General features: G+C 62.1%; 11 protein-coding genes. 4 read left to right on the top strand and 7 right to left on the bottom strand.

Annotated elements, in window-relative coordinates; all coding sequences use genetic code 11:
* The first annotated feature begins 77 nt into the window (after window positions 1-77).
* The 4 genes from KIO74_RS18215 to KIO74_RS18200 all read left to right on the top strand — a co-directional run bounded on the left by KIO74_RS18215 (window position 78) and on the right by KIO74_RS18200 (window position 3,677).
* Window positions 78-977, top strand: coding sequence for an amino acid ABC transporter permease (locus KIO74_RS18215; RefSeq protein ID WP_291979924.1), 900 nt, complete (start codon window positions 78-80; stop codon window positions 975-977).
* A 7-nt stretch (window positions 978-984) separates the two neighbouring features.
* A complete protein-coding gene (locus tag KIO74_RS18210; protein WP_213333178.1) occupies window positions 985-1,770 on the top strand; it encodes an amino acid ABC transporter ATP-binding protein in 786 nt (261 codons plus the stop codon).
* 29 nt (window positions 1,771-1,799) lie between these two features.
* Window positions 1,800-2,765: a dipeptidase gene (locus tag KIO74_RS18205; protein WP_213333177.1), complete on the top strand. Its 966-nt coding sequence runs from the start codon at window positions 1,800-1,802 to the stop codon at window positions 2,763-2,765.
* Between the two features lie 123 nt (window positions 2,766-2,888).
* On the top strand, window positions 2,889-3,677 hold the full coding sequence (locus KIO74_RS18200) for an LLM class F420-dependent oxidoreductase (protein WP_213333176.1): 789 nt from the start codon (window positions 2,889-2,891) through the stop codon (window positions 3,675-3,677).
* A gap of 75 nt (window positions 3,678-3,752) precedes the next feature.
* On the opposite strand, the gene aroA is transcribed toward KIO74_RS18200, so the two are convergent.
* The 7 genes from aroA to KIO74_RS18165 form a co-directional block, all read right to left on the bottom strand.
* Window positions 3,753-5,006 carry a 3-phosphoshikimate 1-carboxyvinyltransferase gene (aroA, locus tag KIO74_RS18195; protein ID WP_213333175.1) on the bottom strand — a complete coding sequence of 418 codons (1,254 nt, stop codon included), beginning with the start codon at window positions 5,004-5,006 and terminating at the stop codon, window positions 3,753-3,755.
* 331 nt (window positions 5,007-5,337) lie between these two features.
* Window positions 5,338-6,282 (bottom strand): dihydrodipicolinate synthase family protein, encoded by a 945-nt coding sequence (locus KIO74_RS18190; RefSeq protein ID WP_213333174.1) that lies wholly within the window; start codon window positions 6,280-6,282, stop codon window positions 5,338-5,340.
* A 9-nt stretch (window positions 6,283-6,291) separates the two neighbouring features.
* Window positions 6,292-8,025: an L-arabinonate dehydratase gene (araD, locus tag KIO74_RS18185; RefSeq protein WP_213333173.1), complete on the bottom strand. Its 1,734-nt coding sequence runs from the start codon at window positions 8,023-8,025 to the stop codon at window positions 6,292-6,294.
* Window positions 8,015-8,686 (bottom strand): SGNH/GDSL hydrolase family protein, encoded by a 672-nt coding sequence (locus KIO74_RS18180; RefSeq protein WP_213333172.1) that lies wholly within the window; start codon window positions 8,684-8,686, stop codon window positions 8,015-8,017. Before KIO74_RS18180 ends, araD begins: the two co-directional genes overlap by 11 nt.
* Window positions 8,676-10,133 carry an aldehyde dehydrogenase family protein gene (locus KIO74_RS18175; protein ID WP_213333171.1) on the bottom strand — a complete coding sequence of 486 codons (1,458 nt, stop codon included), beginning with the start codon at window positions 10,131-10,133 and terminating at the stop codon, window positions 8,676-8,678. Before KIO74_RS18175 ends, KIO74_RS18180 begins: the two co-directional genes overlap by 11 nt.
* The gene (locus KIO74_RS18170) at window positions 10,130-12,322 is read right to left on the bottom strand and encodes a GMC family oxidoreductase (RefSeq protein ID WP_213333170.1); all 2,193 of its coding nucleotides are present in this window, start codon (window positions 12,320-12,322) and stop codon (window positions 10,130-10,132) included. The genes KIO74_RS18175 and KIO74_RS18170 overlap by 4 nt, the downstream gene beginning before the upstream one ends.
* Window positions 12,322-13,719, bottom strand: coding sequence for an FAD-dependent oxidoreductase (locus tag KIO74_RS18165; RefSeq protein ID WP_213333169.1), 1,398 nt, complete (start codon window positions 13,717-13,719; stop codon window positions 12,322-12,324). The genes KIO74_RS18170 and KIO74_RS18165 overlap by 1 nt, the downstream gene beginning before the upstream one ends.
* Window positions 13,720-13,730 lie beyond the last annotated feature (11 nt).

Here is a 13,730-nt window from a genome sequence, read left to right as displayed (position 1 = left end):
GCTCGTCCGATGCTTCAAGCGGTGAGCGAACCTCCAAGACAGACGAGGCCAACACCATGTCACAGCAATCCATTCCGGTGCCGCTCGCCGGCCCCCAAGGCACCGCCGAGCTGCCCGACGTGGCCCGGGCCGAGAAACAATGGCACCCATGGAGGTGGGCGCTCAGCATTTTCGTGACCTTGCTGGTGCTCCGGTTCTTCATACTGATCGCCACAAACCAGAACCTCCAGTGGCCGATCGTTGCCAACTATCTGTTCAATCCAGTCGTATTGCGCGGACTTGGCATGACGCTATGGCTGACCTTTCTTGCCATGGCGGTTGGGTTTGTGCTGGGCACGGCGTTGGCTTTGTTCCGGATGAGCACGATTGCCCCACTCAGCTACTTCGCGTTAGGCTTCACCTGGCTGTTTCGCTCTGTTCCGACGCTGGTTCTGCTTATTTTCCTTTATAACATCTCGATCCTGGTCCCGACGGTGGAGATCGGGATACCATTCGGCCCGGTATTGTGGTCGGAACGCACCAACGACCTCGTCACACCGTTCGTCGCCGCGACAATCGGGCTCGGCTTTCACAAGGCCGCCTACATGTCAGAGATCATAAGGGCAGGCTTGTTGTCAGTGGATGACGGGCAGAAGCAGGCCGCAACCTCGCTTGGCATGTCGTCGGCGACAATGCTGCGCAGGGTCATCCTGCCGCAAGCCATGCGGGTCATCATTCCACCCACCGGCAGTGAGATCATCTCCACCCTGAAGCTCACCTCGCTGGTGAGCGTGATCTCCATGGCCGATCTCCTCTACACCGTAGAGACGATCTACGCGCGGACGTTCCAGACCATTCCGTTGCTGGTCGTCGCCTGCCTTTGGTACCTCATTCTCACTTCGATATTGCAGATTGGTCAGAGATACATCGAGAAATACTTCGGGCGCGGATATCGCAGCCGCGCCGGCACAAGCGACCACAGCGCAGCGCAGGAATGACCGAGCAATGACCGTGACCGAACACGCCAGTAACCCCGTAGTCGTGGCGCGCGACATACGCAAAAGCTTTGGCCAGAACCAGGTTCTCAAGGGAGTTAATCTCTCGGTTCGCGCTTCCGAGGTCGTCGTCATTCTCGGTTCTTCCGGATCCGGAAAATCGACCTTCCTTCGCTGCCTCAATCAACTTGAGGATATTGACGGCGGCTGGATCGAAATCGACGGCGAAAGCATAGGCTATGACTATGTGAACGGCCGCGTCCGTCGGCTGTCCGCCCATCGCCGCATGCTGCAGCGGCGCGCCCTCGGAATGGTTTTCCAGCAGTTCAACCTGTTTCAGCATCTGACCGCCATCGGCAATGTCATGGAGGCGCCCGTATCGGTACGCGGTATCGCGAAATCGACTGCACGCGCGCAGGCGATGGCGTTCCTGGAGAAGGTCGGACTCGCCGACAAAGCCAATCTCTATCCCTATCAGCTCTCGGGCGGTCAACAGCAGCGCGTCGCGATTGCACGGGCGCTCGCCATGGAGCCCAAGGTAATGCTGTTCGACGAGCCGACCAGCGCGCTCGACCCCGAACTCGTCGGCGAGGTACTCGCGGTGATGAAGGACGTCGCCAGGAGCGGAACGACGATGATCGTGGTCACCCATGAAATGGGCTTTGCGAGCGAGGTCTCGGACCGGGTCGTCTTCATGGATCACGGTGTCGTCATTCAGGATGCCCCCTTCGAGGATCTGGCCGCCAACCCGGCCAGCGGGAAGGTCGCCAGTTTCGTCCGCAACGCAAAACACTGATTTCGATCAGCATTTCCAAAGGACAGGCCATGCTTATTGACGCCCTTCAATGCGGTGAATTCGACCGCGACGTTCTCGAGATGCTGCGGGCAGGCGGGTATACCTGCGTAACCCCGACCCTCGGCTTCTGGGAAGGCACGCTGGAATCCATGGACGCCATCGGCAAATGGAAGGATATGGAGCGGGACCATGCCGATCTGATCCGGATCGTGCGCAAGAGCGATGACATCCGCCAATGCGTGGCGGACGGCAAGCTTGGTGTCCTGCTTGGCTTCCAGAACACAAATTGTCTGGAAGATCGCATCCGCTTCGTGGAGCTCTTCGCGGATATGGATACCCGCGTGATGCAGTTGACCTACAATAATCAGAACGAGCTTGGAGGCTCCTGCTACGAGGACGAAGACAGCGGCCTCTCCCGCTTCGGCCGCGAGGTCGTGGTCGAGATGGCCCGTTGCGGCATCGTCGTGGATTGCTCGCATGTCGGCGATCGCACGACGCTCCATGCGATCGAGCACAGCCCCAAGCCAATCGCCGTGACCCATGCGAACGCCGCGTCGATCTTCCCGCACAAGCGCAACCGCAGCGATGACGTGCTGAAGGCGCTGGCTGAAACCGGCGGCGTTATCGGCTGCGCGGCCTACCGCAACATAACGCCGGATGCTGCCTGCGCGACTGCGCGTGGCTTTGCGGAAATGATCGCGCGGACGGTCGAGATAGCAGGCATCGACCATGTCGGCCTGGGCACCGATTTTAGCTACAAGTCGAATGACGCATTCCGGGAATGGATGCGCAAGGGGCGCTGGACCCGGTCCGTGCAGTATGGCGCGGGTTCGGCTACCCGTCCCGGCGCGGTCTCCAAGCCGGATTGGCTGCCGACTGCCGACCGCCTGAAGGATCTCGAACCCGCCTTGGCCGAAGTGGGATTCTCATCGGACGAAATCGGAAAGATCATGGGTGGGAACTGGCTGCGTCTCTATGGCGCGGTATTCGGCTGAACCAGTTTCTTACCGCCGAGAACGTATCGCGTTCCTTCGAAAGGCGTGGCGCGAGGCATTCGCGTCACGCGCTGCGCCGTCCTTCCCGCCTGCAGTCTCCAGCGGCCCGCAACCGGAGAAATAATGTCACACGCGCCCAGGATCCGTATCGCTGTTCAACTTCAGCCGGTTCACTGCACATATGATACATTGCGCGCTGCCGTTTCGCGTGTCGATGCCTCCGGCGCGGACATCCTTTTCAATTCGGATCATTTCTTTCCATCGATCGGGGATGATCGTGGAAGTTGCTTTGAGGCCTGGACAATGCTTGGCGCATGGGCGGAACAGACGCGCCATGTTCAGCTCGGCGTTTCTGTGAGTGGCAACACGTATCGAAACGCCCATCTCCTTGCGGACATGGCGCGAACGGTCGATCACATAGCACATGGCAGAGCGATCTTGGGTATTGGTTCCGGCTGGTTCAGAAAAGATCATGACGAATATGGCTATGACCTGTCTGACGCAAAAAGCCGTCTCGAAGGTCTCCATCAATCGCTGGAGGCCATAAGATACAGGCTCCCACGGCTTAATCCGCCTCCGGCGGGCAAACTGCCTGTCATGATCGGCAATGGCGGCGACCGGAAACCACCTGAGATGGTCGCGCGCCACGCCGACATCTGGATGGATTTCAAGTCCCCTGAGGTGGTACAGGCCTACAATGAAGAATTGGACTCTGCCTGCGAGACGATCGGGCGCGATTCCCTTTCCATCGAACGTGGGGTCGCGGTATCACCGGACGACCTTTCAAAGACTCGAGCATTTCTGGATGCGGGATGTACGCTTTTCATGGTGCGTACAGCCGGCCCCCGGTTCGACCTGTCCTTTTTACCGGAATGGATTGCCTGGCGGGACACACGCAACGGTCGAGACTGAGCAACAAATACTGATCAACAAATCCGGCCGCGTGTGGAGACCGCACTGCTCTCCACACCGCGTCCGGCGGATGGCTTATGTCCCGTGCATCGACATGACGACGCCCAGGGAGCGCAGGTCCTGCCAATAGGCCGGATATGTCTTGTTGACGCAATCGGGGTCCTTGATGGTGACCCCCGGCACCATTAGGCCAGCGAGCGCCAGGCTCATGGCGATCCGGTGATCGGCGTAGGTCTCGATCTCCGCGGCCTGAAAGCGGTCTGCCGGCAAAGGTGTGACGACGAGGTCATCCCCGTCCTCGATAGCCAATCCGGGAGCCAGTCGCGACAGCTCATTGGCGAGGGCGGCGACACGGTCGCATTCCTTGACGCGCAGGTTTGCGATGCCCGTGAAGCGAACCGGCGCCGCGCAGAACGCGGCCAGGACCGCCAGGGTGGGAACGGCATCCTGCATCTGCGATCCGTCGATCTCCCGCGGCAGATGCGGAAACTGGCTGATCAAGGCGTGGGCGCGCGCATCAGGCTGGGTGAAGGCGCTCGCAGCCGTGCCGATATCGATCGCCCCGCCGGTCAGAACTTCCGCCGCCCACAGGTAGGTGGCCGCCGACGCGTCAGGCTCGATGTGCATGTCGGCGGCGCTGTAACCGCCCGGCTGGACCACCCATGTCGCGGCGTTCAGTTCCTCGACACGCGCGCCGAAGTGGCGCATCGCGGCGCAGGTGAGGTCGACGTAGCCTCGCGCGCCGATAGCCTCGCCCTTGAGGTTGACATGGACCGGGCGAGATCCGCCGGCGGCCAGCATCAGCAAAGCGGAAATGTATTGGCTCGAAAGCCCGGCATCGACGGTGACACTGTCGCCCTCGAAGCGGCCACGCCCCTCGACCGTCACCGGCGGACAACCGGTTGGCGCGCTCGCGGTGACGCCCAGTTGGTCGAGCGCCGTGACCAGCGGCGCGATCGGCCGCTTCTGCATGTGGTCATCGCCGGTGATGACGACAACGCCGTTCGCGAGGGCGGCCGCAGCGGTCAGGAAGCGGGTGGCGGTGCCGGCGTTTCCTAGGAAAACGGGTTCGGAAGGCGCCTTTAATCCACCGGTGCCGTGGATGAGAAAGCTTGTCGCGTCAGGCTCATCGATCACGACGCCCATGTGCCTAAGGGCATTCGCCATATGGTGCGTGTCATCGCTCTTCAACGCGCCGGTCAGGCGGCTCGTTCCATTGGCGAGCGCGGCCAAAAGAAGCGCGCGATTTGTGATCGATTTTGACCCTGGTGGCGCAACGGCGCCGCGCAATGGATGCTGAGGGGGGACCAACGTCAGCGTCTTCGTCATCTCTTCTTCGCCTGCCTGCCAAATCGCGGCGCGAAATTGGCATGTCTGAGCCCGCTAGAACACCTCATTTTTCGCCACCCAGCCAGCCACCACCGACACGAGCCTTACGCCGGAAAAGCACCAGAAGGCAATCGTCCCGGACCAATCTGGCGCATGTCAACTTGGCGCAGAGCCTCTCGCGGCATGACGGCCGACGAGGAGACGGGGGCCGCCGGATCCGGCCCAATCCACAGCGACCCAAAAGGCAGATGCCCTCTGGCGTCAGGTTCACCACTTGTCACAGATCGGTGGCGGCCCGGTTTAGGACGCTCATGGATGTCCGCCCTCCCGTTCAGGGGAGGATGCCAGCTCCCGATACCCTGTCCATGTGCCTTAGGCCAGCAAGCTGGTGGTCTCCAAGAAACGCATGAAGCTTTGCTTTTTGTGCAGGAGTCAGGGGCCACGCGGAAGGGGGGCGCGTCGGCCCGCAATCGAGCCCCAACGCCTGTAGAGCAGCTTTGACAACGGACACATTGGCACCGTTCATTTCCTCGGCCCGTATATCCTCAAAAGCCTTCATACCTGCGATCAGCGCGTTCGCAACTTGATAGTTTCCCGCTTCCAGCGCGCCATGGATTGCGAGGGAACGTTCGGGCCACACATTGACCAGTCCGGACGTGAAACCGCGCGCACCCACCGCATAGAAAATCGGCGCCCATACCTCCGCAAGGCCACCGACCCAGACGATGGACGGGTCGCACGCGGCTTTAGCCTCGGCAAGCCGGAGAGGGTTCGGCGTGGCCCATTTGACGCCCCGCACGCCGGGCACGGCGCACAAATCGGCGATGGCCGCGGTGCCTATGGCGTCATTGCGCAGATAAAGCATCATCGGCAACCCGCCCGACGCATCGGCGACCGCTTTCAGATAATCGACGACCCCGCGCGCGGCCACGAAAGGATCGGGCGGCTGGTGGATCATCAACCCAGCAGCGCCAGCGTCCGCCGATGCGCGGGCTAGGCGACGGGCATCTCCGATGGCCCGCCCGACACCGGCGAGAACGGGCGCACGTTTCGCCACCAAGCCGACGACCTCGCGCACCATGGTGCAAGCTTCGTCGGTAGTCAGGGCGTAGAATTCGCTCGTATTTCCATTGATAACGGGGAGATGCATGCCTGCACCGAGGGCCCGGTCGAGAATCGGCGCGAGGCGTTCGGGAGCAATCCGGCCTTCAGCATCATACGGGGTGACCAGAATTCCTGAAATCCCGGTCAGTGCGTTTTCGAGCGAAATTGTCATCGATCGTCCTCAGAAAATATCGGGTTCGCCAACGGCCTTGCCGAAGCCGCGTTCGAGAAAGTCGAAATCACAACCCTTGTCGGCCTGCGTCACATGGCGCGAGAACATCCAGCCCCACCCGCGTCCATAGCGGGGTTCGGGCGCTTGCCATGCGGCACGGCGGCGTTCCAGTTCGTCATCATCGACCAGCATGTCGAGCCTGCGGCCTGGCAGGTCCATGCGCACGATGTCACCACTGCGCAAGAGCACCAGTGGTCCGCCAATATAGGCTTCCGGTGCGACATGTAGGACGCATGCGCCGTAAGACGTGCCGGACATGCGGGCGTCCGAAATCCTCAGCATGTCGCGGCAGCCCCGTCGGATCAAGGCCTTTGGTATCGGCAACATTCCCCATTCGGGAAAGCCGGGGCCTCCAATGGGGCCGGCATTGCGCAGCACCAGCACGTGATCCGGAGTCACATCGAGGTGTTCGTTATCGATCGCCGCCTTCATCTCCGGGTAGCTGTCGAATACCAACGCGGGTCCCTCGTGAACATGGAATCTCGGGTCGCAGGCCGCTGGCTTGATGACGGCGCCATCCGGACAGAGGTTGCCGCGCAGCACAGCGAGCGATCCCTCGTGATAGACGGGATTGGACAACGGCCGGATCACGTCCTCATTATAAACCTGCGCGTGCTCGAGTGTCTGGCCAAGGGTCTTTCCTGTAACCGTAATGGCCGAGAGATCAAGGCGACTGCCAATCTGGTTCATCAATGCCTTCAGGCCACCCGCGTAATAGAAATCTTCCATGAGATAGTCTTTGCCGGACGGGCGGATATTCGCGATGAGTGGCGTGTTACGACCTAACGCATCAAGGTCATCCAGGGTTAGTTCCACACCGGCGCGGCGAGCGATTGCGATCAAGTGGATCACGGCATTCGTCGAGCATCCCGTTGCCATGGCGACGATGGCGGCATTCCTCACTGCGCTTTCCGTCACGATCCGGTCCGGCGTCAAACCCTCCCGCACCATCGCAACGATGCGCCGGCCGCAGTCTGCCGCCATGCGTTGATGGCCGGAATCGACCGCGGGAATCGACGATGCGCCTGGGAGCGTCAGGCCCATGGCCTCGGCAATGGCCGTCATGGTCGCGGCGGTACCCATCGTCATGCACGTACCCGCCGAGCGCGCTATGCCCCCCTGGATACCGAGCCATTCTGCGTCAGACACATGTCCTGCGCGACGTTCATCCCAGTATTTCCAGGCGTCCGATCCCGAGCCGAGTGCATTTCCCGCATAGTTGCCTCGCAGCATCGGGCCGGCGGGCAGGAAAATCATGGGAACGCCGGCGGAAAGACCTCCCATGACGAGAGCGGGCGTCGTCTTGTCACAACCGCCCATGAGTACCACGCCATCGAGCGGATGCGCCCTGATCTGCTCTTCCGTTTCCATGGCCAGGAGGTTGCGGTAAAGCATCGAGGTCGGCTTGTTGAAGCTTTCGTCGACAGAAAGAGCTGGCAGCTCGACGGCGAAACCGCCGGCCTGCGCGACGCCGCGTTTTACGTCCTGCGCGCGCTCGCGGAAATGTCCATGGCAGGCATTCAGCTCTGACCAGGTGTTGAGTACACCGATGATCGGCTTTCCCATAAAATCGGCTTCGGAATAGCCGAGCTGCATCAAACGCGAGCGATGGCCCATCGATCGCAGATCATCGGGATCGAACCATCGGGAGCTGCGAAGCCGCGCTTTTACCTCACCGGTCATGGCTGTCGTCCTTCGCACCGAAGACGTGGTCCTGCAGGAACCGAGCGATTGCTATACCAATCGCGCGCGTCGCCTCCGCCTCGAGATGCACGCCGTCGATCGAGGACGCCTCCGCAACCTTCGCCGCGTCGAAGAAGTGGCATCCCCGCTCGCCCGCAAGCGACCGATAAGCCGGCTGCAGCCGGAGAGATTCCGAAATCTGGCGCCCCAGCCTGGGCCCCTCCCCCGAAGCAGTCTGCCGGAAATGCGGGGGACTTACGATCATGATGCCCGGCATGCGGCATGAGGCGTGCCAAGGATGTGTCCGGATGAGTTCGACCAGGTGCCCGATGCCTTCGGCCGCCCCCTCGGCCGATCCACAGATGGCAGGCTTCAAATCGTTCGTGCCGAGCATGATGATCACGAGGTCGAGCGGCTGATGCGTCGATAGCACGACTGGCAATGCCTTTGCCCCGTTCTTGCTGACCGGCGAAGACGGATCCTCGAAAACAGTGGTGCGGCCGCCCTGCCCTTCCTCGATCACACGCAGGCCCTGACCAAAAGCGCGCTCCAGGACAGATGGCCAGCGTACAGCTTCTCCATGACGGCATCCCCGCAGGGGATCGAGGCCCCAGGTGAGGCTGTCGCCAAAGCAGAGGACGCGGTGTGGTTCAGGATGCATCGAAGGCCACCGTGGTGCATTTGACCCGCAGATACGCTTCAAGCCCTCGCAGGCCCTTCTCACGGCCAATGCCGCTGTCCTTGACTCCGCCGACGGGCGTTTCAACGCCGCCAGCCAGAAAGCGGTTGACAAAGACCTGGCCAGCTTCGACCGAGCGGGCAAAGGAGAGCGCACGGTCTATGTTCCGGGTGTATATCCCGGCGACTAGGCCGAAGCGTGAGTTGTTGGAGACCCGCAAGGCCTCGGCCGGATCATCGACCTCCAAAACGGTCAGAACCGGCCCGAAGATCTCTTCTTGCGCGAGTGGTCTGTCGGGACGGGACGCCATGATCGTAGGCTGAAAGAAATAACCTGGCCCGGATGCTTGAACACCACCCGCGAGGACACGATCGCCTGCCATTTTTGCCTTCTGCACCATATCATCGACTTTTTTCAACTGTGTCTCGGACGCAAGCGGTCCGAGGTCGGGGTCCTGCAATCCATGGCCGAGATCCAGCAAACGGGCACGTCGGGTGATATCGTCCAGCAGCTTGTCGGCGACGCGGCGGTCCACCACCAATCGCGCGGCCGCCGAGCAGATCTGGCCCGCATTTGTGAATATCCCTCGCATAATGCCTTCCGCTGCCGCATCGAGATCGGCGTCGTCGAGCACGACGACCGGAGATTTGCCTCCGAGCTCCAGCGTTACGGTTGCGAGGTGGGAAGCGGCGGAGGCCATTACGGCCTTGCCGGTCGCAACCGAACCCGTAAACGTGATGTGATTGACATCTGGATGAGCGGCAAGGGCGGCGCCTACGACGTGACCGGGACCGAGGACTACATTCAACACGCCAGCGGGCAAGCCGACCTCTTGCAGCAGATCCGCCAGCATGAGGGCCGTCAGAGGCGTCGTTTCGGCTGGTTTGGCGATGACCGTGCACCCGGCGGCCAACGCGGGCGCGAGACCGCGGGCGAGCATCGCAAGCGGGGCGTTCCACGGCACGATCTGCGCTGTGACGCCAACCGGCTCGCGCTCCGTCCAGGCCATCATCCCAGGGCCGAGGGGGATCGTTTCCCCTTCCAACTTGTCCGCCACGCCGGCGTAGTATTCGAAGAAGCGCGCGGCCGTCCCAACGTCCGCGCGGGCTTGCCGGAGAGGCTTGCCCACGTTCAGCGTTTCGACGAGCGCGAAGCGATCCTGCTCCGCCATCAACCGCTGTGATGCGACCATCAGGAGCTGCCCCCTGTCGGCGGGCTTCATGCTTTGCCATGGCCCCGCCAACGCATCGCGGGCGGCGGCCACGGCCGCCGACACGTCATCCGGACCGCCGTCCGGCACCGCAGCAAACGACAATGCGCGGCCTGGGTCGATTAACGCGCGCTCCGACCCGGCACCGACGTTTCGCCCCTCAATGCGGTGCGACAAAACCACCGACGCCATGGCTTCCATTGCTCGATCAAGCATCATTTCAGCCTTCCAATCAGAGATTGTGTAGCCCGGCGGCACAGCGCCCAGATCGTGAGCGTCGGGTTTACGGCGTGACAGGACGGGAAAACCGCCCCTCCCATGACATAGAGTCCTGGCGTGTCATGCACCTCCAGATCTGGCGAGACAACGGAACGAGACGGATCCTCACCCATCCGGCACCCGCCAAGGTCGTGACAACTGCCAATGCCTGTGAAAATCGGCCCGGACCAGATCTTTTCGGCGCCCATGGCGCGATGCAGCGCTTCAGCCTCGGCGATCATATGCCGATAAAGCTTCATCTCGTGATCGCGTATGCCATAGGTGACGCGGACGACCGGCAACCCCAACCCGCTACGATCTCGACGCAGCGGATCGAGATCGAGCCGGTTTTCCGCATAGGGCAGCGTATCCGTTTGGATACGAATGGCCAGCCTCTCATTCCAAGACCGGACATGCCGCTTCCACGCCCCGCCCCACGCCGGGATATCCGCCGGCAGCGGTTCGCGCGCGATCTGGATCGGCAGAAGCTGGTTCTCGGTCGATAGGGTGCCGCCACCTGCCAGACGCTCTCGGGCCATGAAACCAGGAGTGAGCATGTCCTCTACGACCAGCCCCTGCGCACCAGGGCCCGTATGCCTGTTGAAACTCTGACCCGGGTACCAGCCATAGACCGATGGAAATTGCTTGGTCATGAAATGCTGCCCAAGCTGGCCACTCGAGTTACCGAGCCCCTCCGGCCGCTTAGTGTCGCCGGACAGAAACATCAGGCGCACATTTTCGAACGTGTAGGCGGATAGGATCACGGCCCGCGCGTGGATCTCGAATGTGTGGCCAGCCTGGTTCACACAGACCACGCCGGAGGCGCAGCCCGTGCTGTCCGTCAGTACGCGCAGGACCCGTGTGTGGGTCCGGATCTCCAGATTTCCAGTCGCAAGCGCCGCAGGAATGAGATCGTCATCGGGCATCCATCGGGAACGCGTGGGCGAGCCCATCCCCTCTCCCCACGGCGAGTACTCCATAGCCGGCCGGCCATTCCACGGCACCGTATTCATACCGACCGGTACCGGCTCCGGATGAAGGCCAAGAGATCGCGCTATCGCTCCGAACTTCTCGCCGGCGGCAAATGCGCGCGCGGGCGGCATCGGCAGCCCTTTGCGACGGGGGATGAATGGGTGCTCGTCAGGCCCCGCGATCCCGACCATCCATTCCAGAGCCTCATAATGCTCCGCCAGATCTTCATAGCCAAGCGGCCAGTCAGCCACCGTGCAGGACGGATCGAGTCCGGCCAGCAAGCCGAGTTCAGACAGCGCACTCCGCATCGAGAATTGGTGCGGATGTTGTCGGCGCAACCTGGCGCCGTAGTGTATGAGCGATCCGCCCACACCGTTGCACATCCGGCCAAGCGAGAATGTCATCGGGCTCGTCTCGAAGCCCGGGCCCTCCCGCCAGCTTGGCACTTCCTCGTTGAACTTCTCGCCGAATCCGGCGCGGCAATAGTAGGCATTGCGTAATTCGTCCGGCCGGCTGGAGGCGGCCGCGCGCGTACCTCCAGCCTCCAGGGCAACAACCTTGAGCCCGGCCATGGCCAGCCACGGGCCGACGAGCGCCCCTACACCGCCCGCACCCACCACGACGACATCCACGGCATCGCCGAACCGGACAGGCGCCGGGGCGGAAGGGCCCGGATCCAGCCGGCGTTCCGCATCTCCCATGGTCGCCCGCCGTCCGCCCCGTAAGGCGACGGGAGCGCCTAGGTTCTCCTCCGGCGTGTGGGTATCGATAACTCCGGGGAAGCCGATGGAGGCCCAGCCCCCGGTATCGCGATTGCCTCCATAAGCGGGGTCGGCGAAGAGCCCTTCGATGACGTGACGGCGCAAGAGGTTGAAAAAGCCTTTGGGCAGGCCTTCAACCTGTCCCTCCTCCATCGCAGTGATCAGGATATTCTGTTGCGAGGCGCTGCTATCCGCGAACGCGAAGCCGAAGCGCGCCTGGGCCGCGGCGTTCAGCGCCGCCAGCGCCGAGCGATAATCCGACCCGTGCGCGCGCTCATGCCCACCAAGCGCCCTGTCGATATAGGTGACCACACCCAGATCGGCACCGTCTGCCCCGGCTTCATCGGCGGGCCAGATGTGGCGCGCAAGCGCCGACACCATGCCCGCCTGGCTCTGATCCAAACTGACCCAGGACATCAGTGCGTTCCGTCAATGACTGCGCCTTGGGCTTTCAAACGCGAACGCAGGGCTTCGACCGGGACCTGGCGGACATCGAGATGATTGGATTGGGAGACCATGGCCGCGGCCGTGCCCACCGCCTGCCCCATCGCCATGCATGTCCCCATCACGCGAGCCGAGCCGTGAGCCTCACGTGTCGCGGAGAAGCACCGTCCCGCGAGCAAGACATTCGTCAGATTACGAGGGATCAGGCTGCCATAGGGTATGTCGTAGGATCCCCCGTCTTTTATCGGCTGACGCAGTTGCTTGGTGCCCGACCCGTGCACATCGATGTGATGCGCCCCCTTCGCTACTCCATCGTCTCGTTTGCGGGCCTCCAGCACATCCTCTGCCGTGAGGACATAATCGCCCATAATGCGGCGTGTCTCGCGGATGCCAATGCGCGGAGCGATGCCGGAGAAGTGCGCGTCTTCAAAGCCCGGCACCCGGCGGGACAGAAAGCCCGCGCAGCTCCAGACCTGGTCCATCAGATCTGGCAAGGCTTTGGTGAGTTGATCCGTACGCGTCGCATCCACATCCGCGATACGGGTTGTATTGCAGTAGACCTCGCGCCGCTTCATCGAGACCGGACCGATCCCGATGAGCGCCGTGGCGTGAAGATCGCCGTCCGCGATCGCCTGCTTGATCAGAGGCCCGTTGGCGACGAAGAACACTTTGGGATAGCCCTGCTCCACCAGGCGGCGGACCTGCTCTTCTCGACTGATATCGGCATAGTACGGGTTCTCGGCTACCGCCACGTTCTCGGGATTCTCGCCGACAAAGGTCATCAGCCGCCCGAAGTCGACGCCTGACATACGGAAAACGAGGCTGACAGGCTGGAACTCGCCGTTTCCGCCGCCTGATTCGAACGGGGCTCCTGCACGCTGCGCCAAATCGCCGTCGCCCGAGCAATCTATGAAAACTTTCGCGGTGATCAGTGTCCGCTGGTTCTTATTGAGAACAATGACACCCTTGACGCTTCCATCCTGGACGACGACTTCCTCTGCGAATGTATATAGCAGCATATCGACGCCCGCGCGGCGAACCACATTGACAACCGCAAGCTTCATGATCTCAGGATCAACGGACACGACCCAGATCGTGCGCCAATCATAGAAGTGTCCGACATAACCACCGAGCCGGTCGCATTCCTTGAAAATTTCGCGTGCTACGCCGCCGACCACCCACTCGCCTCGCGTCGAGAGACATCCGTCGATAGGCAAGCCACTCAGCATCTCACCGCCGATCAGCGGGCCCGCTTCGATCAGCAGGGTCCGCGATCCGTTGTTCGCGGCAGAAATGGCCGCGGCGACACCAGCCGAGCCCCCGCCGACCACGACCACGTCATAGTCCAATTGTTTCAGGCGCTGTTCCATTGGCTTTCCTT

The sequence above is a fragment of the Chelatococcus sp. HY11 genome, from assembly GCF_018398335.1.
Classification (GTDB): Bacteria; Pseudomonadota; Alphaproteobacteria; order Rhizobiales; family Beijerinckiaceae; genus Chelatococcus.
This window is presented reverse-complemented; position numbering and strand designations above follow the sequence as displayed.

Coding starts and splice junctions, on each gene's coding strand:
- aroA (WP_213333175.1), bottom strand. CDS start 5,006: ATGACGAAGACGCTGACGTTGGTCCCCCCTCAGCATCCATTGCGCGGC.
- KIO74_RS18205 (WP_213333177.1), top strand. CDS start 1,800: ATGCTTATTGACGCCCTTCAATGCGGTGAATTCGACCGCGACGTTCTC.
- KIO74_RS18170 (WP_213333170.1), bottom strand. CDS start 12,322: ATGTCCTGGGTCAGTTTGGATCAGAGCCAGGCGGGCATGGTGTCGGCG.
- KIO74_RS18175 (WP_213333171.1), bottom strand. CDS start 10,133: ATGATGCTTGATCGAGCAATGGAAGCCATGGCGTCGGTGGTTTTGTCG.
- KIO74_RS18180 (WP_213333172.1), bottom strand. CDS start 8,686: ATGCATCCTGAACCACACCGCGTCCTCTGCTTTGGCGACAGCCTCACC.
- KIO74_RS18190 (WP_213333174.1), bottom strand. CDS start 6,282: ATGACAATTTCGCTCGAAAACGCACTGACCGGGATTTCAGGAATTCTG.
- KIO74_RS18200 (WP_213333176.1), top strand. CDS start 2,889: ATGTCACACGCGCCCAGGATCCGTATCGCTGTTCAACTTCAGCCGGTT.
- araD (WP_213333173.1), bottom strand. CDS start 8,025: ATGACCGGTGAGGTAAAAGCGCGGCTTCGCAGCTCCCGATGGTTCGAT.
- KIO74_RS18210 (WP_213333178.1), top strand. CDS start 985: ATGACCGTGACCGAACACGCCAGTAACCCCGTAGTCGTGGCGCGCGAC.
- KIO74_RS18165 (WP_213333169.1), bottom strand. CDS start 13,719: ATGGAACAGCGCCTGAAACAATTGGACTATGACGTGGTCGTGGTCGGC.